The sequence below is a fragment of the Aminobacter niigataensis genome (assembly GCF_946995915.1).
Taxonomy (GTDB): domain Bacteria; phylum Pseudomonadota; class Alphaproteobacteria; order Rhizobiales; family Rhizobiaceae; genus Aminobacter; species Aminobacter niigataensis.
Map to the genome: position 1 here is coordinate 1,048,303 of NZ_OX341517.1, position 24,096 is coordinate 1,072,398.

The window sequence follows — 24,096 nt, forward strand, 5'->3', positions numbered from 1 at the left end:
GATATGAGGGGGCGGAATTGAGGAAGTTGTCGCAACTTTTAGGCGCAACCTTGGCGGCGTTGCTTTTGGCATTCACGGTCAACGGCGCAGAGGCAAAAACAACCCAACTCAAATGGAACAAATCGACATCGAAAGGCCGCACATTCGTCGTCGCCGAACACTGGGACGTCAATCGGGATTGCAGTGTTCGTGCATTTCCAGCCGCAAAGGTGGTGTCACCCCCGAAGCATGGAAAAACCAGAGTCGGACGCGGAAAGATCAAGCTATCAAGTAAATATGCGAAAGACCCATATTATAAATGCAGATCGCTGATCGTGTCCGGCACAACAATTCGGTATACACCGGATCCCGGCTTTACTGGCAAGGATGTGCTGAAGATCCGTGTAAATTACAGCACGGGTGATATTCATGAGATCGACGTTGTCGTAACTGTTCGCTGATCTTAAAACTCGTTCTGACGTCTGCATGTCCGCCTTAGTCGCGGTTTTCTTTCAGTGGGTATTGAGATGCCGGCAAGGAGCGGGAATAATAGACTATTTCCTGGCCGCTGTCTGGATAGTTGGCAACTGCCTCGCAGATCATGCTTTGGCTTGAGAGCGATGGCTTTCGAACTGGAGATATCCCCGATGGAAGTTTGCTCGGGCTTTAGAGAGGGGTGATGGAAGACGCAGCCGCATCGACGGAAATCTGGATTCTCGGCTGGAGTGTCGTGCTGCTGATAACGCACATTCTGGTGCAGGCGCTTTCGCTCGACCTGTCGGGCGATTTCAGCATCAAGTACCTGCTCAGTTCGCGCGACGACGGCCGCGCGCCGAAAAGCGTCGTTGCAGGGCGGCTGATCCGGTCGCTCAACAACATGCTGGAGACCTATCCCGCCTTCATCGCGCTTGCGCTTGCGCTGGCGGTGACTGGCAAGACGGGCGAGCTGGGTGCCATCGGCGCGGTGATGTGGATCGTCGCCCGCGTCGTCTATGCCTTCCTGTACGTCGCCGGGGTTCCGGTGCTGCGTACGCTCGTCTGGTTCGTTTCGATCGCCGGGCTGGTCCTGATGGTCGTTCGCCTGATGACGTAACATCGCTGCCTGAAGAAACCGAAAGAGACGGTCGCATGGCTTTCGAACCCGACATTCCCCCGATCCAGGTCCATCTCTGCGTCAAGCAGGGCAAGGAAGCGATTGCCTTCTATGAAAAGGCGTTCGACGCGGTCGAGACCTTCGAGCAGATGGCCGATGACGGGGTTCGCGTGCTGCATGCGAACCTCGCCATGTTCGGCAGCGAAGTGATGCTGCACGACGAATTCCCCGAGTTTGGCGCCGATGTGCTGTCGCCGCTGTCGCGGGGCGGCGCCGGCATGACCGTCAACATCAACCTGAAATTGCCGGGCGAAGTAGACCAAGCCATCGAGCGCGCGGTCGCCGCCGGAGCCGAGATCACCATGGAACCGGACGACGTGTTCTGGGGCGCCCGCTACGGCCGCATCCGCGATCCGTTCGGCCATGTCTGGGCGTTCAACGCGCCTTTGGGCAACGCGGCGCTGGGCGCGCAAGCCGGGAGCGGCAACGCATGATGCAATATGCGTTCGAATTTGCCGGCCTGCTGGCGGTGTTTTCGGTGCTGATGGTGGTGCCAGGCGCCGATTTCGTCATGGTCGTGCGCCAGAGCGTGGTGCATGGCCGCCGTGCCGCAATCATCACCAGTTTCGGCATCGGCACGTCGCTGCTGTTCCACGTCAGCTACACCATCCTGGGCATCGGGCTGATCGTGTCGAAGTCGCTGCTGCTGTTTTCGATGCTGAAATGGGCCGGTGCGGCCTATCTCGTCTATCTCGGCATCAGGGCACTGCGCGCCGACCCGATGGAACTGACTTCAGTAGATGCGCAGGAGGCAGCCGACCAGACCAAGGAAGTTACAGCGACACGCTGCTTTCTGATGGGGTTCGTCACCAACGCGCTGAACCCGAAGGCGGTCCTGCTTTTCGTGCCGCTGTTCACGGCGATGGTCAGCCATGAGACGCCGGCTGCGGTGAAGGGCGTCTATGGGCTGCTGATGGCAGTCGTGCTGATCGCGTGGTTCGTCGGCGTGTCGATGTTCTTCACCATGGCCTCGGTGCGCGCGCGCTTCGTTGCCTGGGGCCGCTGGTTCAATAAGGCGACCGGCATGATCTTCATCGGGCTTGGCGTGAAGCTGGCCACGCAGCAGGCAAGCTGATGCGGCTCCAGGCGCTCATCTCGGCTGTGGCGATGCTGTCGGCGACGACGGCCAACGCTGCATGCCCGATCGAGCTGGCCGTCTATGGCGACCGCGACAAGGCGGCCGAGATCGACTTCCGGCCGACGCTGGAGTCGGCCACCGTCACCAACAGCTTCAAGATGGTGATGGACAATTCCGTCGTGCTCGACGGCGTGGTGATGTGGTCGGACGAGGTGGGGCGGCCGAATGGCATGCTGATGCACCAGTGCCCGGAAGGCGACGTGACCGGCGAGGAGCTGGATGCCTGCACGGTGTGGCAAGGCGTGATCTACAGCGTCGACGAACAGGGCAATGTCGGGCTTCTGCCACGCGAACGCATTGGGGCCGCAGCGCCGAAGAAGCTGATCTTCGCCGACCTCGGCCATTCGCTGCGCATGTCGGCGGCCTATGGTCCGGACGGCTTTTCCAAAGTGCCGTGGGACATCTTCGAGATACAGGGGTGCCAGGAATGAGCGCTCAAGGGAAAGTCCTGCTGGTGACCGGCGGCAGCCGCGGCATCGGTGCCGCCATCTGCCGGCTCGCCGCCAAGGCCGGTTATGTCGTGGCGATCAACTATGCGTCGAACGAAGCCGCCGCCAACGCGCTGGTGGCCGAGATCAAGGCCGGCGGCGGCGAGGCCATCGCCATCAAGGGTGACGTCGGCAACGAAGCCGACGTGCTTGGCATGTTTGCTGCCGTCGATGCCGCCTATGGCCGGCTCGACGCCTTCGTCAACAATGCCGGCGTTGTCGACGTCAAGGCGCGCGTCGACCAGATGGATGCGGCCCGCCTCGAGCGCATGATGCGCATTAACGTTATCGGCTCGATCCTGTGCGCCGGCGAGGCGGTCAAGCGCATGTCGAACCTGCATGGCGGCGCAGGCGGGGCGATCGTCAACATCTCGTCGGCGGCCGCCACGCTGGGTTCGCCCGGCGAATATGTTGACTATGCCGCCGCCAAGGGTGCCATCGACACCTTCACCATCGGACTTGCCAAGGAAGTGGCGACCGAAGGCGTCCGGGTCAACGCCGTACGCCCCGGCATCATCGACACCGAAATCCACGCGTCGGGCGGGCAGCCCGACCGGATCGCCGCCATTCGCGGCATGGTGCCGATGAAGCGCGAAGGCCAGGCAGAAGAAGTCGCCCACGCCGTCATCTGGCTTTTGTCGGATGAGGCATCATATACGACGGGCTCAATTTTGAACGTGAGTGGCGGCCGCTGAGCGCGCGCGCCCAGGAGAAGGACAGGACCATGGCATATGACGTCGTCGTTATCGGATCGGGCCCAGGCGGCTATGTGTGCGCCATCAAGGCAGCACAGCTCGGATTGAAGGTCGCCGTGGTCGAGAAGAACGCGACCTTCGGCGGCACTTGCCTGAACATCGGCTGCATCCCTTCCAAGGCAATTCTGCATGCCTCGGAAATGCTGGCCGAGGCACAGCATTCGTTCGATGCGCTCGGCGTCGAGGTCGGCACGCCGAAGATGAACCTGAAGAAGATGATGGCGCACAAGGATGCGACGGTTGCGGCCAACGTGACCGGCGTGTCGTTCCTGTTCAAGAAGAACAAGATCGACAGCTTCCAGGGCACCGGCAAGGTGCTGGGCGCCGGCAAGGTCGGCGTGACCGGTTCTGACGGCAAGAGCCAGGAAATCGAGACCAAGAACATCGTCATCGCCACCGGCTCCGACGTCGCCGGTATTCCCGGCGTCGACGTCGCCTTCGACGAGAAGGTGATCGTGTCGTCGACCGGCGCGCTGTCGCTGGAGAAGGTGCCGGGTCATCTGGTAGTCGTTGGCGGCGGCGTCATCGGCCTCGAGCTCGGCTCAGTCTGGGCGCGCCTCGGCGCCAAGGTGACCGTGGTCGAATATCTCGACACCATCCTGGGCGGCATGGACGGCGACGTTGCCAAGCAGTTCCAGCGCATGCTGGCCAAGCAGGGCTTCGAGTTCAAGCTCGGCTCCAAGGTGACCGGTGCCGCCAAGGCCAAGAAGGGTGCGACCGTGACTTTCGAGCCGGTCAAGGGCGGCGCTGCCGAGACCATCGAGGCCGACGTCGTGCTGGTCGCCACCGGCCGCAAGCCCTACACCGAGGGCCTTGGCCTCAAGGAAGCCGGCGTCGAGATGGACGAGCGCGGCCGGGTCAAGACCGACGGCCATCTGCGCACCAACGTCGCGGGCATCTATGCTATCGGCGACGTGGTTGCCGGTCCGATGCTGGCGCACAAGGCCGAGGACGAAGGCGTGGCGGTTGCCGAGATCATCGCCGGCCAGGCCGGCCATGTGAACTACGACGTGATCCCTGGCGTGGTCTACACCAGCCCCGAGGTTGCTTCGGTAGGCAAGACCGAGGAAGAGCTCAAGAAGGCCGGCATCGCCTACAAGGCCGGCAAGTTCCCGTTCACGGCGAACGGCCGGGCGCGCGCTATGCTGCACACGGACGGCTTCGTCAAGGTTCTGGCCGACAAGGACAGCGACAAGGTGCTGGGCGTGCACATCGTCGGCTTCGGTGCCGGCGAGATGATCCACGAGGCGGCGGTGCTGATGGAGTTCGGTGGTTCGTCGGAAGACCTCGGCCGCACCTGCCACGCACATCCGACGATGTCCGAAGCGGTCAAGGAGGCGGCGCTCGCCACGTTCTTCAAGCCAATCCACATGTAAGACCGGCGATTACGCCTGAAACAGAACGGCCCGCTCGATGAGCGGGCCGTTTGCATTAGGAGACCAACCTTAGTTGGCGGGGGCTGCCGGAGCAGGCGCCGGTGTTGCCGGGGCTGGCTCGGCCGGAGCCGGAGCAGGTTCCGCCGGTGCGGGCGCAGGTTCAGCTGGCGCAGGCGCAGGTTCTGCCGGTGCGGGCGCAGGGGCAGGCTCTGCTGGCGCGGGCGCTGGTGTTGTCGCAGCCGGGGGCTCGGCCGGTGCCGGCGCTTCTCCGGTCGGGCCGAAGATGTAATAGGCCACCGCAGCGAGCAGCACGACGATGATGGCTATCAGCCACGTGCTGCCCATGCTCGACTGGCCGGTTGGGCGTCCTGGATCTGGATTGTTCACCATTGAGATCTCCCTCAGCTGCGCTCCGCAATCATTGCGTGAACATCGCAATCAACGCGCGAAACTCATTTCGGTTTCACCGGAGACGAAAAAAGACTGCAAATACAGGAGGCCGACCCCGGTGCAGAGGCCGGGGCGCTGCGGCGTCGTTTCGCCACGCCGCCTTCGCTCACAAAACGCGCTAGCTTCGAGAAAGATGCAGCGACCTGAGGCCAGCGACATGCCCGTGGTGCAATGCCTTTCCAACGGAGACGAACTGCTGCCCGGCACGAGCTTTGCCGACCGCTACGCCATGGTGGTCAGCGGGCAGTCGCTGGATGCCATGACAGCGGCCGAGCGGGCCATCGTCAATGTTCCGGCCTGGATTGGCCGGCTGATGATGCTGCGCAACCTGCTGGTGCGGCCTTTCGGGCTGAAAACCGGGCACGCCGACCTCCCCGGGCAGCAAAAGCGGGTCGGCATGTTTCCCGTGATCAGCGAGGCCCCGGCCCGGGTGGTTCTCGGCCTCGACGACCGCCATCTCGATTTCCGGCTGGTGGTCGAAGTGAAGGAACTGGGCGAGGGGCGGCAGGAGGTGAGCGCGACGACGCTGGTCAGGCCGCACAACAGGTTCGGCCGGATCTATCTCTCGGTCGTCATGTCGTTCCACCGCATCATCGTTCCGGCGATGCTGGCCAGGGTGGCCGACGCGCGGGGTTAGCGGTCGGCAACGGTGACGGTGTAGCCGGCCTTGCGGAACAGCTCGACCAGCCCTGCGGGGCCGGGCAGATGCAGCGCACCCACAGCTATGAAGACGTCGCCCTGGGCGACGAGCGGTCCTGCGCGATCGACCATGGTCTTGTTGCGCGTCGTCACCATCGCTTCCTCGAAGGCGGCGTAGCCGGAATCGTCAGATTCGCCCGACGGCAGGGCGTTGCGGAACAGCGGCCAGAACATGCCGGTGTCGCCGCGCTGGTAGAGCACGACCATGGTCTCGATGACGTCGTCCATGCGGTTGCCGAGCTTGAGGGTCTCGACCAGGCCCTTGATGTGGAACTCGATCGGCAGCGAGGCCATGGCCGAAAGCTGGTCGGCGGCGGTCTCCAGACCCTTGACCTGCTTGCCGGCGGCCTTGGCCTGCTGGGCGATGAGGATGTCGAGCACCGGCGCGCCGGCGGCCTTGCGGGTGAGCTCGCAGGCCGGCAGGGCGACCATCGACGACAGCATCCACGGCTTCATCTTGGAGACGCTGCCGGGCGGGATGCCGCGCGCTTCGAGCGCCGCGTTGACGGTTGCGAGCTCGTCCGGCGACATCAGCGACGGCAGCGTGGTGCTGTCGGTGAACATCATCAACTCGGGCTGCTTCATCAGGCTGGCGACCATGGCGTTCTGGTCGAGCACATCGGTGGTTTCGATGACCAGCGTGTGCGAGCCGTCGAAGGCCTTCTGCGCCGCGGGCTGAAGCTTGGTGACGCGCGGATCGGTGACATGCATGGTGCCGTAGAGCCAGGACGGCTTCTGGCCCGGCTTTTCCAGCTTCCACAACAGGCCCTGGCCGTTGAGCGTGGCCTTGGCCTCGGCCTCGATCTTGGCCAGAAGCGTCGGGTTGTCCTTGGCAAGCTCGGCCAGCATGTCGGAGCCGGTGCAGACGGGCGCTTCGGCGCGTGCCTTGCCGGCGAACAGGAACGCGACGGCAAAGAACAGGACGAAGAACAGTACGTTGAGCGCTGCAAGCAGCTTCAGCGATAGCAACGATGCGCGGTCGGCAAAGGCGGCGAGACGTGTCATAGGCATTGGTGTATCCGCCAAAAGCGGCAAAACGGTTAATGCCGCCGTGACAATTGTCAGCCTCGAGAGGTCAGGCGCGGGGGTGCGCCGCGTCGTAGATCTCGAGCAGGCGGGCTGTGTCGACGCCGGTATAGATCTGCGTAGTCGACAGGCTGGCGTGGCCGAGCAACTCCTGGATGGTGCGCAGGTCGCCGCCACGACCGAGCAAATGGGTGGCGAAGGAATGGCGCAGCGCGTGCGGGGTTGCCGTGTCGGGCAGGTTCAAGGCCGAGCGCATCTTGCGCATCTCGCGCTGGATGATCGCCGGGTCGAGCTGGCCGCCGCGGGCGCCGCGGAAAAGCGCGCCTTCGGCAGCGAGGTGATATGGGCAAAGCTTGCGGTATTCTGCGACCGCCTGCAGTGCCACCGGCAGAACGGGGACGAGGCGCGTCTTGCCGCCCTTGCCCGTGATGCGCAGCACGGTATCTGAGGGCGAGGCGAGCTCCGTGCCGGACAGGTTGAGCGCTTCGGAAATACGCAGGCCCGAGCCGTAGAGCAGGGTGAGCACGGCAGCATTGCGGGCTGCGATCCAGGGCTCCTCGGCAAGCTGCTCGCCTGCCGATACGACACGCTTGGCGTCGATCGCGGTGAGCGGCTTGGGCAGCGATTTCGGCTGTTTTGGCGCGCGCAGCGCCGTGGAGCCGGCGGCGTTGACCAGGCCCTGGCGTTCGAGGAAACGCAGCAGCGAGCGCACCCCGGCAAGGCCGCGTCCAAGCGTGCGGGCACCGGCACCGTCAGCCCGTCGCGAGGCGAGATAGCCGCGCAGGTCGGCCGGGCGGAGGTCTCGGATGTCTGAAATGCCGGGTGGGCCGCCATTGTGGCCGGTCAGGAACTGCAGGAACTGGCGCGTGTCGCGTTCGTAGGCATCGACGGTCGATGTCGACAGGCGGCGTTCGCCGGCCAGCGACTTCAGCCAGCCTTCTCGGGCCGCCTGGAGGTCGGGTTTTGCGGCGATGAGGAATTCCTGCATTGGCAGCGCGGGTCCGATTGAATAAGTCAGTGTTGAACGAGCGAAGTTAGCAAGCAGTGAAGCAGGCGATGGCCAGACCCCAAAATCCAATCCAGATGGCCGTGATCGGCGCCGCCCACGGCATCAAGGGCGAGCTGCGCGTGAAGACCTTTACCGGCGATCCGCTGGCGCTGGCCGACTACGGCCCGCTTTACGCCAAGGACGGCCGTACCTTCGAGATCGCTGCGATCCGGCCGGCCAACGAGGTGGTGGTGGTGCGCTTCAAGGGCGTCAACGACCGCAACGCCGCCGAGGCGCTGACCAACACCGAGCTGTTCGTCGACCGTTCGGCGCTGCCCGACGATGGCGAGGAGGGCGAATTCTATCACACCGATCTTGTCGGGCTTGCGGTTCGCGACGAAAACGGCGAGCCGGTCGGCAAGGTGTTTGCCGTGCAGAATTTCGGCGGCGGCGATATCCTGGAAATCCAGTATCAGGGCCGCAAGGGCGTGCTGATTCCCTTCACGCAAGCTGCGGTGCCCGTGGTCGACATCGCTGGCGGCTTCGTCGCCATCGATACGGTTGCTGCCGGGCTGGTTGAGGACGAAGACGACGCGGACGCACCTTCCGACGGCGAGTTCGAGCATAAAGGTCGGCCACGCGGACCCAGGGATGCCGGGGGAAATCGCTGATGTTCCGGGCCAGCGTGCTCACGCTCTATCCCGAGATGTTCCCGGGCGCGCTGGGACTGTCGCTGGCGGGGCGGGCGATGGAGCGTGGCGACTGGTCGCTTGAAGCCGTGCAGATCCGCGACTTTGCGACCGACAAGCACCGCACCGTCGACGACACGCCTGCCGGCGGCGGTGCCGGCATGGTGATGCGCGCCGACATCTTGGCCAAAGCGATCGACCATGCCTCGCCCGAGGGCGACACGCGACCGCGCATCCTGATGAGCCCGCGCGGCAAGCCGCTGACCCAGGAGCGCGTGCGCGAGTTGGCGGCTGGTTCGGGTGCCGTCATCCTGTGCGGCCGCTTCGAAGGCGTCGACCAGCGCGTCATCGAGGCGCGTGAACTGGAAGAGATTTCGGTCGGCGACTTCATCCTCTCGGGTGGCGAGCCGGCGGCGCTGGTGCTGCTCGACGCGGTGGTCAGGCTGCTGCCTGGCGTGATGGGCAACGAGGTATCGGGCGAGGAAGAGAGTTTCGAGGGCGGGCTGCTGGAGCATCCGCACTATACCCGGCCGCAGGAGTTCGAAGGCCGCGCTATCCCAGAGGTGCTGACCTCCGGCAATCACGGCAAGATCGCGAAATGGCGACGCGCCGAGGCGGAGAAGTTGACGGTTGAACGCCGGCCGGACCTTTGGGCAGGGCGGCTCGAGAAGAAGCGATAGGCCGAACCCGCTCAGCCCTTCGTAAAATAGTAAAAAGCCAAAAACAGACCGACCGCGACGACAAGCGCGCGGACGATCGCCTGCGGTACGCGGCGTGCGGTCCAGACGCCGGCATAGCCGCCGAGCGCGACGCCAGGAACCATGACGGCAGCGGCCGTCCAGGCGACGACGCCACCGGAGGCGAAGATGATGATGGCGACCGCTGCGATGACGATGGAGAGCATGTTCTTCAGCGCGTTGAGGCGGTGGTAGTCGCCGCCCTCGGTGAGGCCGAGGGTTGCCAGCATCATCACGCCCATGCCGGCACCGAAGAAACCGCCATAGATCGAGGTGAAGAACTGGACGATGCGGCCGGCGGGCGAGGACGGTGCGTCTTCAGGCCGCTCGGCAAGTCTTGCCGGCTGGAGCCAGGGGCCGGCGGCGAACAGCGCGGTGGCGGCAAGCAGCAGCCAGGGGACGAGCGCGCCGAAGGAGACATTGTCGAGTGACAGCAGGAACAGCGAGCCGATCAGGGCACCGACGGCCGAGATGACGGCGAAGGCGAGCGCGCCGCGCCACATCCGGCGGATATCCGTTATATAGGCCCAGGTCGAGGTGATGTAGCCGGGAAACTGGGCGATCGACGACGTCGCATTGGCCGAGATCGGCGGCAGGCCGGCCATGGTCAGCGCGCCGAAGGTCAGGAAGGTGCCGCCGCCGGCAATGGCGTTGACGACGCCCGACAGGAAGCCTGCGACGAAGAGGATTCCGACTGTGATGAGGGTCACGGGTTGCCTGCTCCGATGCGCTGCGCCTGGGGGTCTGTAGGTAGCCAGGGCCGGCGATGCAAGCCATGGCTTGCCGATGGCGGCCACTTGGTCCAAGGTCCGGCAAGCCGCGACAGCACGCAAAGCGCGTAAAAAAGACACTGCAAGGCGTGACAAATGGCTGAAATAGCGGTATGTGCCCGCCCGAACCGGACGAATAATCGACCGGACCCGTCAACAGTGACGGTGTAGTCGCCCCTGCCGGAAGGCCCGCGAGGGAACAAGGCATATCCGAGCGGTCATTGGAACTGCAAGGCGAGCGTGGGCGCTCTGGCTGTCGGAAGAACAAGAAGTGGATAGTTGAGATGGATATCATCCGTCAGCTCGAGGCCGAACAGGCCGCCAAGATCGAAGCCAAGCGCACCCTGCCGGAATTCCAGCCGGGCGACACCGTGCGCGTTCTGGTTCGCGTCACGGAAGGCACGCGTACCCGCGTGCAGGCCTATGAGGGCGTCGTGATCGCCCGCGCCGGCTCGGGCTTCCAGGAAAACTTCACCGTCCGCAAGATCTCCTATGGCGAAGGCGTGGAGCGCGTGTTCCCGGTCTACTCGCCGATGATCGAGGGCGTCGAGATCGTCCGCCGCGGCAAGGTCCGTCGCGCCAAGCTGTACTACCTGCGCGATCGTCGCGGTAAGTCGGCTCGTATCGTCGAGAACACCGGCGTGCGCGCCCGCAAGCTGAACGACGCCGAGCGCGAAGCAGCCAACGCCGAGAAGGCCCGCATCGAGGCCGAGAAGGTCGCCGCCGCCCAGGCCCTGGCCGCCGAGAAGGCCGCTCAGGAAGCAGCCGAGAAGAAGGCAGCAGCCGAGGCCGCCAAGGCTGCGGAAGCAGCGGCCGAGCCTGCAGCCGAGTAATTTCCGGCACTTGTTTTCGAAAGGGCGGCTTCGGCCGCCCTTTTGCGTTTCCGAGGGGATGGAATTCCAGTTCTTCCATGCGCGACGCATGGAGCCTGCTTGCATGCGGCCCGCGGCGAGCTAAAGTCTCGCGCAAACGACCGGCGTCGCCGGTCTCGCGCATTTTCGGGGAACTGATCATGAATAGTCTCAAGCTCGCGCTTGCCGGCGCTCTCGCCCTCGTGCTTTCGCCCTTCGTTGCCCAAGCCCAGAGCCTGCCCGACCTCGGCGGCAAGACGGTGGTGGTGGTGACCGAGAACGCCTATCCGCCGCTGCAGTTCATCGATCCCAAGACCGGCAAGCAGATCGGCTGGGAATATGACGCGATGGACGAGATCGCCAAGCGTCTGAACTTCAAGGTCGAGTACCAGAACACTTCCTGGGACGCGATGATCCAGGCAGTGTCCGACGGCCAGTACCAGCTCGGCATGACCGGCATCACCATCAAGGACGACCGCAAGGAGAAGGTCGATTTCTCCGATCCCTACATGCGTTCGCAGCAGTTCATGCTGGTGCGCGCCGACGAGGCCCGCTTCACCGACGCCAAGAGCTTCGGCGCCCTCAAGGACGGCCTGATCGCGGCGCAGCCGGGCACCTCGCCGTTCTACACCGCCGTCTACGAAATCCTCGACGGCAACGAGCAGAACCCGCGCATCAAGCTGTTCGAGACCTTCGGCGCCACCGTGCAGGCGCTCAAGGCAGGCGACGTCGACCTGGTGCTGACCGACAGCGTCGCGGCCCAGGGCTATGTCGATGCCTCGGAAGGCAAGCTCAAGGTGGTGGGCGGGCCGCTGGGCAGCGAGGATTTCGGCTTCATCTTCAAGAAGGGTTCGGACCTGGTTCAACCGGTCAATGCGGCGATTGCCGCGCTCAAGGCTGACGGCACCTTCGATGCGCTGAACAAGAAGTGGTTCCTCGACTACAAGATGGGCCAGTAGTCTGGGGCATTCTTCGGTGTCAGTGCTCCACGTTGCCCCCCTCTGGGCTGCCGGCCATCTTCCCCACAAGGGGGGAAATCTGCAGCGTCACCAGCCACGCCAATATGGCAACATCGCAAGTTGGCGAAAGCCAAGCGGCCAGCCTGATCTCACCCCTTGTGGGGAAGATGGCCGGCAGGCCAGAGGGGGGCGACGTAAGGCGCCGCCGTCAACAGCCCCAGCAGTCACTCGATAGATGCCGCCGTCACACCGTACGGGCAGAAAGGCGGATTTTCCCTGGTGGCTGGTGGCCGCCGGGGCGATCGGTATTGCCGCCGCGGTGGCGATCGCGGCGAGCGACGTCTACGGCCAGATCCTGTCAACGTTGGTCAAAGGGCTGTGGGTGACGCTGTTCGTCACCGTCGTCGCTTTCGCACTTGCCTCGGCGCTCGGCCTGTTCATTGCCCTTCTCGGACTGTCGAACTCGCAAATGCTGCGCCAGATCGCGCGCTTCTATGTCGAGATCATCAGAGGGCTGCCGATCCTGGTGTTGCTGTTCTGGATCGCCTTCGTCGGCGCGCCGGCCTTCGTGGCGGCATGGAACTGGCTGTCGCTACCGCTGCAGGCGGCGGGGCTGGTCGAGCCGATGCAGGTACGCGACTTCTCGCTGTTGTGGCGGGCAATCCTCGCGCTGACGATCGCCTATTCGTCCTTCATCGCCGAGATCTTCCGCGCCGGCATCCAGGCCGTCGACGTCGGCCAGATCGAGGCGGCGAAGGCCTTGGGCCTTTCGCGCTATCAGCGTTTCAGGCTGATCGTCTGGCCGCAGGCGTTTCGGACGATCCTGCCGCCCTACGGCAATGACTTCATCGCCATGGTGAAGGATTCCTCGCTGGTTTCGGTGCTCGGCGTCGCCGACATCACCCAGATGGCCAAGGTCTATGCCTCGGGCTCGTTCCGCTTCTTCGAGACCTATTCGATCGTCGCCTATGTCTACCTGCTCCTGACCGTCGGGCTGTCGCTTGGCCTCAGGGCGCTGGAGCGGCGGATGCGAAGGGACCGCGCAGCATGACCGGAGACGCCGACAAGACCGCGCTCGACATGGTCTACGCCGCCGAGACGGAGGCCGAGCTCGCCGCCGCCTACGCGGCCTGGGCCAATGGCTACGACAGGGAGACGGCGGCGCTCGGCTACTGCCTGCCCTTCGTGATCGCGGGGTGGGTGGCGCGGCATGTGCCGAAAGGCCTCGGGCCACTGCTCGACGCCGGCTGCGGCACCGGGCTTTCGGGGCCGTACCTAGCAGCACTTGGTTATGGCGAGATCGAAGGGCTCGACCTTTCCGAGGAGATGCTTGACCTAGCCCGGGCGCGCGGTGGTTATGCGGCGCTGACCAAGGCCGCGCTCGGCAGGCGGCTGCCGTGGCGCGACGGGCATTTCGCCGCCATCGTCTCGACCGGCGTGTTCACCGCGGGACATGCGCCGGCTTCGAGCCTGGACGAGCTGGTCAGGATCACCAGCCCGGGCGGCTTCGTCATCTTCACGGTGCGCGACGTAGTGATGGAGGCAGGTGGGTTCCGGACGAAATTTGCCGAGCTTGAGGCGTCAGGAAAATGGCGGCCGGTCGAGGAGAGCCCGCCGTTCCGGGCCTTCGCAGTGGTTGAGCCGGAGGTGCTGGTGCAGGCCTTCGTTTTCGAAGTCCTCTGACGCGGCGAAGGAACCTCGGCAGTCTCGGCGCGTTGGGTGCCGAACCAGCATGAGGGTCCCATGGAACAACTCGTCGAGGAATTCGGCCATCCGACCTACACCTCGTTTCCGGTCATTGTAGCAAGGCTCTTGCTGGCGACGATCTTCGGCGCGGTCATCGGCTTCGAGCGCGAATGGCGCAACCGGCCGGCGGGCCTGCGCACTCATGTGCTGGTGTGCGTTGCCGCCGCGACCTTCGGCATCCTGACCATCGAGATCGTCCATGCGCCGATGTTTACGGCCGACGGGATGAAGGAGATGGTCAAGGTCGACCCGATCCGTGCGGTCGAGGCGGTGACGGCAGGCGTCGCCTTCCTTGCCGCAGGTACCATCCTGTTCGCCCGAGGCGAGATCCAGGGTCTTACGACCGGAGCCGGCATGTGGCTGGCGGGGGCTATCGGCCTCGCCGCCGGGCTCGGCTTCTGGCAGATCGCCGGCTTCGGCACGTTGCTGGTCCTTGTCGTCCTGGGCCTGATGCACACGATCGAGGTGAAGTTCGATCTGAGCGAGGACAAGCGGGACGAAAAGCCTGTGGCGCGCAAGGCGCAGGTGAAGACCAGACGTCCGTAGCGCTGTTGCATCCTTCGGCCGGAGCGAGAGCTCCATATGCCTAGCCGAGCATGTTGCAATTTCGAGAACCGGCCCCACTTTTGGACCATGTTCCGGACGCAAGCGCGGCCATGACGACGGGTGACGCCATCGCAATTGCCGGGGGCCGAAAAGATTGATATGAGCAGGCCATGGAAGAGCTCTTTGGAGATCCGGCCTACAAAGGTTTCGTGCTGCAGGACCACAAGCGCCTGCCCGCCCGATTCTTTGCCCGGATTTCCGGCGCCCTAAGCTGCCGACTTCCCTGAGCCGACGGGCTCCTTCCGGCATTTTGGCCGGCCATTTTCAATTATTGCCATCGACGGATCCAAGATCATGAGCGCACCGCGTACCCTCTACGACAAGATATTCGACGACCACGTTGTCGACCGCCAGGACGACGGCACCTGCCTGCTCTATATCGACCGCCACCTCGTGCACGAAGTGACCAGCCCGCAGGCCTTCGAAGGCCTGCGCATGACCGGCCGCACCGTGCGTCATCCCGAAAAGACGCTGGCCGTGGTCGACCACAACGTGCCGACCTCGCCGGACCGCAAGAACGGCATCAAGAACGAGGAGAGCCGCATCCAGGTCGAGGCGCTGGCCAAGAACTCGGCCGACTTCGGCGTGGAGTATTACTCCGAGAACGACAAGCGCCAGGGCATCGTGCACATCGTCGGCCCCGAGCAGGGCTTTACCCTGCCGGGCATGACCATCGTCTGCGGCGACAGCCACACCTCGACGCATGGTGCATTCGGCGCTTTGGCCCACGGTATCGGCACGTCGGAAGTGGAGCACGTGCTGGCGACCCAGACGCTGATCCAGAAGAAGGCCAAGAACATGCTGGTGCGTGTCGACGGCCAGTTGCCGGAAGGCGTCACCGCCAAGGACATCGTGCTCGCCATCATCGGCGAGATCGGCACTGCCGGCGGCACCGGCTACGTCATCGAATATGCCGGCGAAGCGATCCGCGCGCTGTCGATGGAAGGCCGCATGACGATCTGCAACATGTCGATCGAGGGCGGTGCCCGCGCCGGCCTGATCGCGCCCGACGAAAAGACCTATGCCTACGTCCAGGACAAGCCGCGCGCGCCGAAAGGCAAGGCGTTCGATATGGCGCTGGAGTACTGGAAGACGCTGCACACCGACGAAGGTGCACATTTCGACAAGGTTGTGGTGCTCGACGCAGCCAAGCTGCCGCCCATCGTCACCTGGGGCTCGTCGCCCGAGGACGTCGTCGCCGTCACCGGCGTGGTGCCGGATGCCGAAGTGATCGAGGACGAGAACAAGCGCAACTCCAAGAAGCGCGCGCTCGACTATATGGGCCTGTCCGCCGGCACCAAGATCACCGACATCGCCATCGACCGCGTGTTCATCGGTTCGTGCACCAATGGCCGCATCGAGGATCTTCGTGCCGTGGCCAAGGTGGTCGAGGGCCGCAAGGTCGCCTCGACCGTCAGCGCCATGATCGTGCCGGGCTCGGGCCTGGTGAAGGAGCAGGCGGAAGCCGAGGGCCTGGACAAGATCTTCGTCGCCGCTGGCTTCGACTGGCGCGAGCCGGGCTGCTCGATGTGCCTGGCGATGAACGACGACCGCCTCAAGCCGCATGAGCGCTGCGCTTCGACCTCGAACCGCAACTTCGAGGGCCGCCAGGGCTTCAAGGGCCGCACCCATCTGGTGTCGCCGGCAATGGCGGCAGCGGCGGCGATCGCCGGCCATTTCGTCGACATCCGCGACTGGCACTGACCAGGCGCCGGCCAATCCGGCGTGTCGAACATAAGGCGGTGGGCGCGAGCCCGCCGCCTTTTCCATTTGTTGAGGATGTCGGAAAGGTCCTGCTTCCGCGAGGTCACGTTAACGTCTTTTTCTCTCGGATATGGTTTGATCCGGCCGTGGGAGACGACGTCAGACGATGAGCGGTGCAGGGTTCATTCTCACGATCAATGTGTTCGTTGCCGGCCTGCTGGCGGCGGCGTTCATGGCGATCTCGATCTATGACGCCAAGCGCGTTTCAGCGCGCTGGTTTGCGCTCTGCTACCTGACCGGCCTGCTCTATATCGGCACGGAATTCTCGATCCCGTGGTTCGAGAACACGCGGCCCATCGTCACCGCCAATTTTGCTGCCTTCCTGGCCACGCTGATCATCATGAATGTCGGGCTGGCGCGCCGCTACGAGGTGGCGCCGCCATGGCGCACCATGCTGGTGTTCCTGGTGCTGGCCACCGCTGCAGTCTATTTCACCCAGGGACTGCCGCGCGACTCGCTGCTCAGGATGATGACCTTCCAGACGCCCTACGCCGCGGTGCAGGCGATGGGTGCGGCGATCGTGCTCAGGTCGCGGGACAAGCTCAGCCAGTTCGACTACGCCCTGACCGGTGTGCTCCTGACGAGTGCGCTGCAGTTCTTCTCGAAGCCTTACCTCGCGCTTGCCGTCGGCTCCGGTTCCGATCCGCATCAATATCTGCAGAGCACCTATGCGATGATCTCGCAGGCGCTGGGCACGGTGTTCGCGCTGTCCATCGCGCTGATGCTGCTGGTGATCCTGGTGCGCGACATCCTTGCCGACGCGACACAGAAGTCGGAGACGGACGCGCTATCGGGCCTGCTCAACCGCGGCGGGTTCCAGCGGCGGGCGGCGATTGCGCTGCGCGAGGCAGAGCGCCAGGGCCTGCCGGTGACGCTGGTGATTTCCGACCTGGATCATTTCAAGTCGATCAACGACACCTATGGCCACTTGTCCGGCGACCGGGTCATCGAGGCGTTCGCGCGCTTCATCCACGAATCCAAGGTGGGCCACCACATAGCGGGGCGCATCGGCGGCGAGGAATTCGCCATCATCCTGCCCGGCACGCATCTGGCTGCGGCGCGGCTGTTCGCAGAGGGCGCACGCAGCGCGTTTTCGGCCCTGCCGATCGAAGGGCTGCCGTCGAACCAGCGGTTTACCGCGAGCTTCGGCGTTGCCGAGCTGGTGGCCGGCGAGTTCATCGACCAATTGATGCGCCGCGCGGACGCAGCGCTCTACGAAGCCAAGAAGGATGGGCGCGACTGCGTGCGGGTGGCACCTGGCAGTGTCGTCGAGATGCAGGCCGAGACGAACGTGGTGCCCTTCGGCAGCAAGTCCTGACCCAAATCAGTAGCAGCGCAGGCCGGGCTGGGGGATCTCTCCCTCGGAGAAGCCGTACATGTAGCTGCGGCCCTTGAGCAGCATCGGTGGACGGTAGCAATGGCGCGTGGCACGCTGCCCCTCGTCGAGGTAGACGACCTTCGGCGTGGCGGAGCGGGTGTATTCGGCCAGCTTGCGGGCCGAATGGCCCTGGCCGACGACGATGCGCTTGTAGCCGGCGGCGCTGTCGACCACGAGATTGCCGAAGGAATCGGCGTAGACGCGGTCATGGTCCCAGCCGCCGGAAACGGCAGGTGTCGCCAAGGCGATCGTCGCCGCGAGTGCGAGGGACGCAGTTCCGATGAAAGCCAGTGGGAGGCGCATCGCGCAATCTCCATGGTTTGCGGCGCGAGGTTTCGATTCGAAGCTTAACCTTTTCTTAATCTTTGTTAAGAGCCCGGACCGCTCGGGCGGTGCTGATTAACAAACATGGTTAATTTTGGCTGAACGCAACCCGAGATCGCTCTCAGTCAACGGACGGGTAGGCCCGCGTTTGCGCCAATGGGGGATACGTCAGCTACCGATCGTGCCGGCTTCGTCCGCCCGCTGCTTACCCAAGCGGGTAGCAGCGATCGGCGTTCAATCGATTGAAGCCGTGATGCGACTAAATAGGTGCGCCAGAACGGTTTTCCGACTTTGACGCGGTGCAAAAAGCACATTAGAAAGCGCGCAGTCCGACGTCGCAAAACGGTGCGACGGCGCCGTATTCAAACATAGCCACGCTCGGATGCAGACCGGGGGAGCCATGAGCAAATCACAAGCAACCCAAGCCACATCGCGTGCGCGGCCATTGTCGCCGCATCTGTCCGTCTATCGCCCGCCGATCACCATGACGACGTCGATCCTGCACCGCATCACCGGCGGCGCGCTCTATTTCGGCACGCTCCTGGTTGCCTGGTGGCTGATCGCGGCGGCGACCTCGCAGCAGTATTTCGATTTCGTCAGCTGGGTCTATGGCAGCTGGATCGGGCAGTTGGTGCTGCTTGGTTACACCTGGGCATTGATATTCCACATGATGGGCGGCATCCGTCACCTGATCTGGGATACCGGCGTGGGCCTGGAGAAGCATACCGCATCGAAGATCGCCTGGACGACGGTGTTCGCCTCTGTGGTGCTGACCGCCCTGGTCTGGATCGTCGGCTACATGGTTCGGGGTGCCTGACATGAGCGGCAGCAACAATCACGACATGCGCACCCCGCTCGGCAAGGTTCGCGGTCTCGGCTCCGCCCGCGAAGGCACCGAGCATTTCTGGCGCCAGCGCCTGACGGCGGTCGCCAATATTCCGCTGATGCTGTTTTTCGTCGGCCTTTTGATCGTTCTGAACGGCGCCGATTTCGCGACCGTGCGCGCCTCGCTCGCCAATCCGTTCGTGTCGCTGGTGCTGGCGCTGATGCTGCTCTCGGGCCTCTACCACATGCGCCTCGGCATGCAGGTCGTGATCGAGGACTACATCCATGGCGAGGGCCTCAAGGTGACCCTCATCATGCTCAATACTTTCTTTACCGTAGCGGTCGGCGTGGCCTCGCTCTTCGCCCTGCTCAAACTGGCATTTGGAGGCTGATACGGTGGCCAAGGACGGCAAGACCAGCGGAGCATCCGCCTACACATTCGTCGATCACAAGTTCGACGTCGTCGTTGTCGGCGCCGGCGGTGCGGGCCTGCGCGCCACGCTCGGCATGGCCGAGCAGGGGCTGAAGACCGCCTGCATCACCAAGGTGTTCCCGACCCGCTCGCACACCGTTGCGGCGCAGGGCGGCATCGCTGCCTCGCTGCAGAACATGGGGCCCGACTCCTGGCAGTGGCACATGTACGATACCGTCAAGGGCTCGGACTGGCTCGGCGACATGGACGCCATGGAATACCTGGTGCGCGAAGCGCCAGCCGCAGTCTACGAGCTCGAGCATTACGGCGTGCCGTTCTCGCGCACCGAAGAAGGCAAGATCTACCAGCGCCCGTTCGGCGGCCACATGATGAACTACGGCGACGGCCCGCCCGTGCAGCGCACATGCGCCGCTGCCGACCGCACTGGCCACGCCATCCTGCACACGCTCTACGGCCAGTCGCTCAAGCACAACGCGCAGTTCTTCATCGAGTATTTCGCACTCGACCTGATCATGGAGCCGGACGGCACCTGCACCGGCGTCGTGGCCTGGAACCTCGACGACGGCACCATCCACCGCTTCTCGGCGAAGATGGTTGTATTGGCGACCGGCGGCTACGGCCGCGCCTATTTCTCCGCCACGTCGGCCCATACCTGCACCGGCGACGGCGGCGGCATGGCCTCGCGTGCCGGCCTGCCGCTGCAGGACATGGAGTTCGTGCAGTTCCACCCGACCGGCATCTACGGTTCGGGCTGCCTGATCACCGAAGGCGCTCGCGGCGAAGGCGGCTATCTCGTCAACGCCGAGGGCGAGCGCTTCATGGAGCGCTACGCGCCGTCGGCCAAGGACCTGGCGTCGCGCGACGTGGTTTCGCGCTGCATGACGCTGGAGATTCGTGACGGTCGCGGCGTCGGCAAGAACAAGGACCACATCTTCCTGCACCTCGATCACCTCGATCCGGCGGTGCTGCACGAGCGGCTGCCCGGCATCTCGGAATCGGCGAAGATCTTCGCCGGCGTCGACGTGACCCGCGAGCCGATCCCGGTGCTGCCGACGGTGCACTACAACATGGGCGGCATCCCGACCAACTACTGGGGCGAGGTGCTGAACCCGACCGCGGGCAACCCCGACCGCGTGTCGCCCGGCCTGATGGCCGTCGGCGAGGCTGGCTGCGCTTCGGTGCACGGGGCCAACCGCCTCGGCTCCAACTCGCTGATCGATCTGGTGGTGTTCGGCCGCGCCGCAGCCATCCGCGCCGGCGAAGTGGTCGATCGCAACGCGCCGATCCCGTCGCCGAACGCGGCCTCGGTCGAAAAGATCATGGACCGCTTCGACCGCCTGCGTCACGCCAATGGCGGCACGCCGACGGCGGTGCTGCGTGAGAAGATGCAGCGCGCGATGCAGGAAGACGCTGCCGTGTTCCGCACCCAGGAGTCGCTGGAGCAGGGCTGCAAGCGCATCTCCCAGATCTGGGGCGAGATGAAGGACATCAAGGTCTTCGACCGCTCGATGATCTGGAACTCGGACCTGGTGGAGACGCTGGAACTCGAGAACCTGATGTCGAATGCGATCGCCACCGTCTATGGCGCCGAAGCGCGCAAGGAAAGCCGCGGCGCGCATGCCCGCGAGGACTTCTCGGCCCGCGACGACGCCAACTGGCGCAAGCACACGCTGGCCACCGTCGCCGAGGATGGCGAGGTGACGCTGACCTACCGGCCGGTGCACACCGAGCCGCTGCTCAAGGAAGAAGACGGCGGCATCAGCCTGGCAAAGATCGCGCCGAAGGCGCGGGTGTACTGAGCCGTGGCGCTGGCGGCGGCAGGATATTCGCCAACGCCGCTTGCGGCGAAGCTCGGCCTCAAGGACGGCCAGAGCGTGGTGTTTGTCGGCCTGCCGGACGAGCTTGGCGAACTGGCTTTGTCGCGCGCGTTTGCAGCGAAGACGCTGACCGACTGGCCAGGGATCGCTGAGGCAGGCGAGGGCCACGACGTGGTCCATGCCTTCACCAGGCGACGTGCCGATCTCGACGGCAATGTCGGGACATTCAAGAAGATGATCGCGCCCGACGGCGCGGTCTGGATTTCCTGGCCCAAGAAGGCGTCGAAGATCGCCACCGACATCACCGAGAATGTCATTCGCGACGTGGCGCTGCCCAAGGGGCTGGTGGATGTCAAGGTCTGTGCCGTGGACGCCGTGTGGAGCGGGCTCAAGCTCGTCATCCGCAAGGAACTGCGCGCCAAGCTGTGAGGAACCGATCGTGGTCGAACTAACACTCCCCAAGAACTCGCAGATCAAGCAGGGCAAGACCTGGCCGAAGCCGGAGGGTGCGACCAATCTGCGCGAGTACCGGATCTACCGCTGGTCGCCGGACGATGGCGAGAACCCGAGCATCGACACCTATTTCGTCGACGTCGACGATTGCGGCCCGATGGTGCTCGACCACCTGCTCTACATCAAAAACAAGATCGACCCGACGCTGACCTTGCGCCGCTCGTGCCGCGAAGGCATCTGCGGCTCCTGCGCGATGAACATCGACGGCTCGAACACGCTGGCCTGCACCAAGGGCTGCGACGACATTTCGGGTGCTGTGAAGATCTACCCGCTGCCGCACATGCCGGTGGTCAAGGACCTGGTGCCCGACCTCACCAATTTCTACGCCCAGCACCGCTCGATCGAGCCGTGGCTGAAGACGGTGTCGCCGGAGCCGGCGAAGGAGTGGCTGCAGAGCCATGAGGACCGCCAGAAGCTCGACGGCCTCTACGAGTGCATCCTGTGCGCCTGCTGCTCGACCTCGTGCCCGAGCTACTGGTGGAACGGCGACCGCTATCTCGGCCCAGCGACGCTGCTGCAAGCCTATCGCTGGCTGATCGACAGCCGCGACGAAGCCAAGGGCGAGCGCCTCGACAATCTCGAGGATCCGTTCCGGCTGTATCGCTGCCACACGATCATGAACTGCGCCCAGACCTGCCCGAAGGGGCTGAACCCGGCCAAGGCGATCGCCGAGATCAAGAAGATGATGGTGGAGCGGCGGGTGTGAGGCGCGCCCGATGCGCGTTCTCTACCTAACCGAGGGTACCTACCACCTAGACACGCCCATCGCGCCAATCCTGGAAGGAATGGGCGTGTCCATTCGTGTCCTTCCGATCCAGGAATTGCGCGGGGCCGGCAGCCGGAATCGGGCGATGAACAAGGTTCATCGCTATCTGCCGAGCGCCTCCATGGTTCGTTCCATCAAGCGGGCAATCGAAGACTTCTCGCCTGACATCATCCACACCGGGCAGGGGCGCACCGTGGCGCTTCCCGTCATGCTGGCACTGCGCGGTATGCCGGAAATGCCTGTGGTGTTCTCCCACGGTGCGATCGAAGGCCTCAACCTCCTCAGCCCGTTCGATTGGATGACCTATTTCAACCGGCGCATTACCCGCCTGCTGGTGCCGTCCAAGGCGCATGTCAACAACTGGATGGGCAGGCCCTTGCTTCGGCGGGCCATCGGGTCTGGGCGTTGCGATGTTCTTCCCCATGCAATTGCACCGTCCCCTGAATTGGGGGAAACCGAACGCGCTGTACTACGGGCCAGATACGGCTTCGCGGCGGATGAGATCGTCGTCGGCACGGTGTGCTGGATACGGCCCATCAAGAACCTTGCCTTTGTTGCCGATATTGTCCGACGCTTGGGGCCGCCATTTGTGTTTGCGGTGGTGGGAAGCGGAAGTGAAACGGAACTTGAGCGGATCAGGCAGGCTGGCGGTGACCGGCTGCGACTGCTTGGCAAAATACCTGGCGCCAGAGACATGATGGCTGCCTTCGACATCTTCGTCACCCCGTCCCGTCTGCCGGGCGAATCGTTCGGCTTGGCGCCGGCCGAGGCGATGGCCGCAGGTGTGCCGGTGCTGACGATGAACTTCGGTGGGACCGCCGAGATCATAGAGCAAGGTGTATCGGGGTTCGGGTTGCCTTACGATCCGGATGCTTGGAGCGGTGCGCTCAAGTTGCTTGCCGGCGATGTAGAGCGCAGGAAGGCCATGGGGCTGGCTGCGCGCGAGCGGATCGCGACCAGCTTTTCTCCGGAAGCGATAGGGCTCAACTGCTACCACCTCTACGCCAATCTGCTCAGGAGCGGCGCGCCCGGTTTCGTCGATCGGCTTTTGGTTGCGCCCGTGGCGGCGCGCCAGCCGAAATAGAGAAGATGATGGTCGAACTGCGGATATGAGGCGATAGTGGCTGACATGACGGATCTGGATCTTCCCCACCTCACCGCGGCCGAAGCACGTGTGCTCGGCTGCCTGATCGAGAAGAAGGAACTGACGCCTGACGTCTATCCGATGACGTCGAACGCGCTGGTTGCCGCGGCTAACCAGAAGACGTCGCGCGAGCCGGTCATGGCCCTGGAGATGGTCGACATCACCAGGGCACTCGGTGCGCTGCAGGCGAAGGGGATGGCGAAGCAGCAATTCGCCTCGCGCGTCGAGCGCTACGAACATCAGATGGCGCAGAAATTCTCGCTGACGCGCAACCAGAGCGCGCTGATCGGCCTGCTTCTGCTGCGCGGACCGCAGACCGTGTTCGAATTGCTCGCCCGCGCCGAGCGCATGGCGAACTTTGCCGATGCCGACGCCGTGCGCAGCGAACTCGATATGCTGATCGGCCGCAGGCCGGCGCTGGTCAAGGAGATCGGTCGCGCACCCGGCCAACGCGAGGATCGCTTCGCGCATCTGTTGTCCGGCGATGTCGACGCCGCAGTTGTCACGACAAGCCGGGCACCGAGCGCCGCCGCGCCCGTTGTTTCGGAGCTCGAGGAACGTGTCCGGCTTCTGGAAGAGGAAGTGGCGGCGCTCAAGGCGCGTCTCGACGCTGTCGGCGGATAGGCGCGTTGCGGACAGATTGAAAACGGCCCGGTTGTGGAAGCAGCCGGGCCGTTTTTGTTTTTGGTACAGCGCGGCGCGCCTTTCCTTCTCCCCTTGTG

General features: G+C 64.3%; 28 protein-coding genes. 24 read left to right on the forward strand and 4 right to left on the reverse strand.

What is annotated here, in order from left to right; translation table 11 throughout:
- Nucleotides 1-17 precede the first annotated feature (17 nt).
- From O1Y97_RS04920 to O1Y97_RS04955, 8 genes are all read left to right on the forward strand, one after another.
- Nucleotides 18-440, forward strand: coding sequence for a hypothetical protein (locus O1Y97_RS04920; RefSeq protein WP_318763303.1), 423 nt, complete (start codon nt 18-20; stop codon nt 438-440).
- A 218-nt stretch (nt 441-658) separates the two neighbouring features.
- Nucleotides 659-1,072 carry an MAPEG family protein gene (locus tag O1Y97_RS04925; RefSeq protein ID WP_108606285.1) on the forward strand — a complete coding sequence of 138 codons (414 nt, stop codon included), beginning with the start codon at nt 659-661 and terminating at the stop codon, nt 1,070-1,072.
- A gap of 35 nt (nt 1,073-1,107) precedes the next feature.
- Complete coding sequence (locus O1Y97_RS04930; protein WP_318763304.1) at nt 1,108-1,566, forward strand: VOC family protein; 459 nt, start codon at nt 1,108-1,110, stop codon at nt 1,564-1,566.
- On the forward strand, nt 1,566-2,207 hold the full coding sequence (locus O1Y97_RS04935; protein ID WP_183263501.1) for a LysE family transporter: 642 nt from the start codon (nt 1,566-1,568) through the stop codon (nt 2,205-2,207). Before O1Y97_RS04930 ends, O1Y97_RS04935 begins: the two co-directional genes overlap by 1 nt.
- Complete coding sequence (locus O1Y97_RS04940; protein WP_318763305.1) at nt 2,207-2,701, forward strand: hypothetical protein; 495 nt, start codon at nt 2,207-2,209, stop codon at nt 2,699-2,701. The genes O1Y97_RS04935 and O1Y97_RS04940 overlap by 1 nt, the downstream gene beginning before the upstream one ends.
- Entirely contained in the window at nt 2,698-3,453 is a 756-nt protein-coding gene (locus tag O1Y97_RS04945) for an SDR family oxidoreductase (protein ID WP_318763306.1), read from the forward strand. Before O1Y97_RS04940 ends, O1Y97_RS04945 begins: the two co-directional genes overlap by 4 nt.
- A complete protein-coding gene (gene lpdA / locus O1Y97_RS04950) occupies nt 3,450-4,889 on the forward strand; it encodes a dihydrolipoyl dehydrogenase (RefSeq protein WP_318764148.1) in 1,440 nt (479 codons plus the stop codon). Before O1Y97_RS04945 ends, lpdA begins: the two co-directional genes overlap by 4 nt.
- 316 nt (nt 4,890-5,205) lie before the next feature.
- A complete protein-coding gene (locus tag O1Y97_RS04955; RefSeq protein WP_318763307.1) occupies nt 5,206-5,976 on the forward strand; it encodes a DUF2867 domain-containing protein in 771 nt (256 codons plus the stop codon).
- Here the strand turns inward: O1Y97_RS04955 and O1Y97_RS04960 are convergent.
- Entirely contained in the window at nt 5,973-7,043 is a 1,071-nt protein-coding gene (locus tag O1Y97_RS04960) for a TraB/GumN family protein (RefSeq protein ID WP_318764149.1), read from the reverse strand. The two genes, O1Y97_RS04955 and O1Y97_RS04960, sit on opposite strands and share 4 nt — an antisense overlap.
- Before the next feature lie 70 nt (nt 7,044-7,113).
- Nucleotides 7,114-8,052: a tyrosine recombinase XerC gene (locus O1Y97_RS04965; protein ID WP_183263435.1), complete on the reverse strand. Its 939-nt coding sequence runs from the start codon at nt 8,050-8,052 to the stop codon at nt 7,114-7,116.
- 68 nt (nt 8,053-8,120) lie between these two features.
- Between O1Y97_RS04965 and rimM the strand changes: the two genes are divergently transcribed.
- On the forward strand, nt 8,121-8,723 hold the full coding sequence (gene rimM, locus O1Y97_RS04970; protein ID WP_318763308.1) for a ribosome maturation factor RimM: 603 nt from the start codon (nt 8,121-8,123) through the stop codon (nt 8,721-8,723).
- Nucleotides 8,720-9,421 (forward strand): tRNA (guanosine(37)-N1)-methyltransferase TrmD, encoded by a 702-nt coding sequence (gene trmD / locus O1Y97_RS04975; RefSeq protein ID WP_318764150.1) that lies wholly within the window; start codon nt 8,720-8,722, stop codon nt 9,419-9,421. Before rimM ends, trmD begins: the two co-directional genes overlap by 4 nt.
- A gap of 11 nt (nt 9,422-9,432) precedes the next feature.
- Here trmD and O1Y97_RS04980 read toward each other — a convergent pair whose 3' ends face one another.
- Complete coding sequence (locus O1Y97_RS04980; protein WP_318763309.1) at nt 9,433-10,188, reverse strand: sulfite exporter TauE/SafE family protein; 756 nt, start codon at nt 10,186-10,188, stop codon at nt 9,433-9,435.
- Between the two features lie 344 nt (nt 10,189-10,532).
- Between O1Y97_RS04980 and rplS the strand changes: the two genes are divergently transcribed.
- The 7 genes from rplS to O1Y97_RS05015 all read left to right on the forward strand — a co-directional run bounded on the left by rplS (nt 10,533) and on the right by O1Y97_RS05015 (nt 17,492).
- Nucleotides 10,533-11,081 (forward strand): 50S ribosomal protein L19, encoded by a 549-nt coding sequence (rplS, locus tag O1Y97_RS04985; RefSeq protein WP_108606297.1) that lies wholly within the window; start codon nt 10,533-10,535, stop codon nt 11,079-11,081.
- Nucleotides 11,082-11,260: 179 nt separating this feature from the next.
- Nucleotides 11,261-12,058, forward strand: coding sequence for a basic amino acid ABC transporter substrate-binding protein (locus O1Y97_RS04990; protein ID WP_108609647.1), 798 nt, complete (start codon nt 11,261-11,263; stop codon nt 12,056-12,058).
- A gap of 235 nt (nt 12,059-12,293) precedes the next feature.
- Entirely contained in the window at nt 12,294-13,109 is an 816-nt protein-coding gene (locus O1Y97_RS04995; RefSeq protein WP_318763310.1) for an amino acid ABC transporter permease, read from the forward strand.
- Entirely contained in the window at nt 13,106-13,741 is a 636-nt protein-coding gene (locus tag O1Y97_RS05000) for a class I SAM-dependent DNA methyltransferase (protein WP_318763311.1), read from the forward strand. Before O1Y97_RS04995 ends, O1Y97_RS05000 begins: the two co-directional genes overlap by 4 nt.
- Before the next feature lie 60 nt (nt 13,742-13,801).
- Nucleotides 13,802-14,350, forward strand: a complete 549-nt coding sequence (locus O1Y97_RS05005) for an MgtC/SapB family protein (RefSeq protein ID WP_183263440.1) — start codon at nt 13,802-13,804, stop codon at nt 14,348-14,350.
- A gap of 354 nt (nt 14,351-14,704) precedes the next feature.
- The gene (gene leuC / locus O1Y97_RS05010; protein WP_108606302.1) at nt 14,705-16,114 is read left to right on the forward strand and encodes a 3-isopropylmalate dehydratase large subunit; all 1,410 of its coding nucleotides are present in this window, start codon (nt 14,705-14,707) and stop codon (nt 16,112-16,114) included.
- 166 nt (nt 16,115-16,280) lie between these two features.
- Nucleotides 16,281-17,492, forward strand: a complete 1,212-nt coding sequence (locus O1Y97_RS05015; RefSeq protein ID WP_318763312.1) for a GGDEF domain-containing protein — start codon at nt 16,281-16,283, stop codon at nt 17,490-17,492.
- 6 nt (nt 17,493-17,498) lie between these two features.
- Here the strand turns inward: O1Y97_RS05015 and O1Y97_RS05020 are convergent, their stop codons facing one another.
- Entirely contained in the window at nt 17,499-17,855 is a 357-nt protein-coding gene (locus O1Y97_RS05020; protein WP_318763313.1) for a hypothetical protein, read from the reverse strand.
- Between the two features lie 421 nt (nt 17,856-18,276).
- Here O1Y97_RS05020 and sdhC point away from each other — a divergent pair, with 421 nt between their 5' ends.
- Genes sdhC through O1Y97_RS05055 form a run of 7 tightly spaced genes read left to right on the forward strand, consistent with a single transcriptional unit; the run spans nt 18,277 to nt 23,998 of the window.
- Nucleotides 18,277-18,693, forward strand: coding sequence for a succinate dehydrogenase, cytochrome b556 subunit (gene sdhC, locus O1Y97_RS05025; RefSeq protein WP_318763314.1), 417 nt, complete (start codon nt 18,277-18,279; stop codon nt 18,691-18,693).
- 1 nt (nt 18,694) lies between these two features.
- On the forward strand, nt 18,695-19,093 hold the full coding sequence (sdhD, locus tag O1Y97_RS05030) for a succinate dehydrogenase, hydrophobic membrane anchor protein (protein ID WP_318763315.1): 399 nt from the start codon (nt 18,695-18,697) through the stop codon (nt 19,091-19,093).
- A 4-nt stretch (nt 19,094-19,097) separates the two neighbouring features.
- Nucleotides 19,098-20,933, forward strand: coding sequence for a succinate dehydrogenase flavoprotein subunit (sdhA, locus tag O1Y97_RS05035; protein WP_318763316.1), 1,836 nt, complete (start codon nt 19,098-19,100; stop codon nt 20,931-20,933).
- A gap of 3 nt (nt 20,934-20,936) precedes the next feature.
- Nucleotides 20,937-21,380 (forward strand): DUF3052 family protein, encoded by a 444-nt coding sequence (locus O1Y97_RS05040; RefSeq protein WP_318763317.1) that lies wholly within the window; start codon nt 20,937-20,939, stop codon nt 21,378-21,380.
- 10 nt (nt 21,381-21,390) lie between these two features.
- Complete coding sequence (locus O1Y97_RS05045) at nt 21,391-22,170, forward strand: succinate dehydrogenase iron-sulfur subunit (protein WP_318763318.1); 780 nt, start codon at nt 21,391-21,393, stop codon at nt 22,168-22,170.
- A 10-nt stretch (nt 22,171-22,180) separates the two neighbouring features.
- A complete protein-coding gene (locus O1Y97_RS05050) occupies nt 22,181-23,314 on the forward strand; it encodes a glycosyltransferase family 4 protein (protein ID WP_318763319.1) in 1,134 nt (377 codons plus the stop codon).
- A 45-nt stretch (nt 23,315-23,359) separates the two neighbouring features.
- Nucleotides 23,360-23,998: a YceH family protein gene (locus O1Y97_RS05055; RefSeq protein ID WP_318764151.1), complete on the forward strand. Its 639-nt coding sequence runs from the start codon at nt 23,360-23,362 to the stop codon at nt 23,996-23,998.
- Nucleotides 23,999-24,096 lie beyond the last annotated feature (98 nt).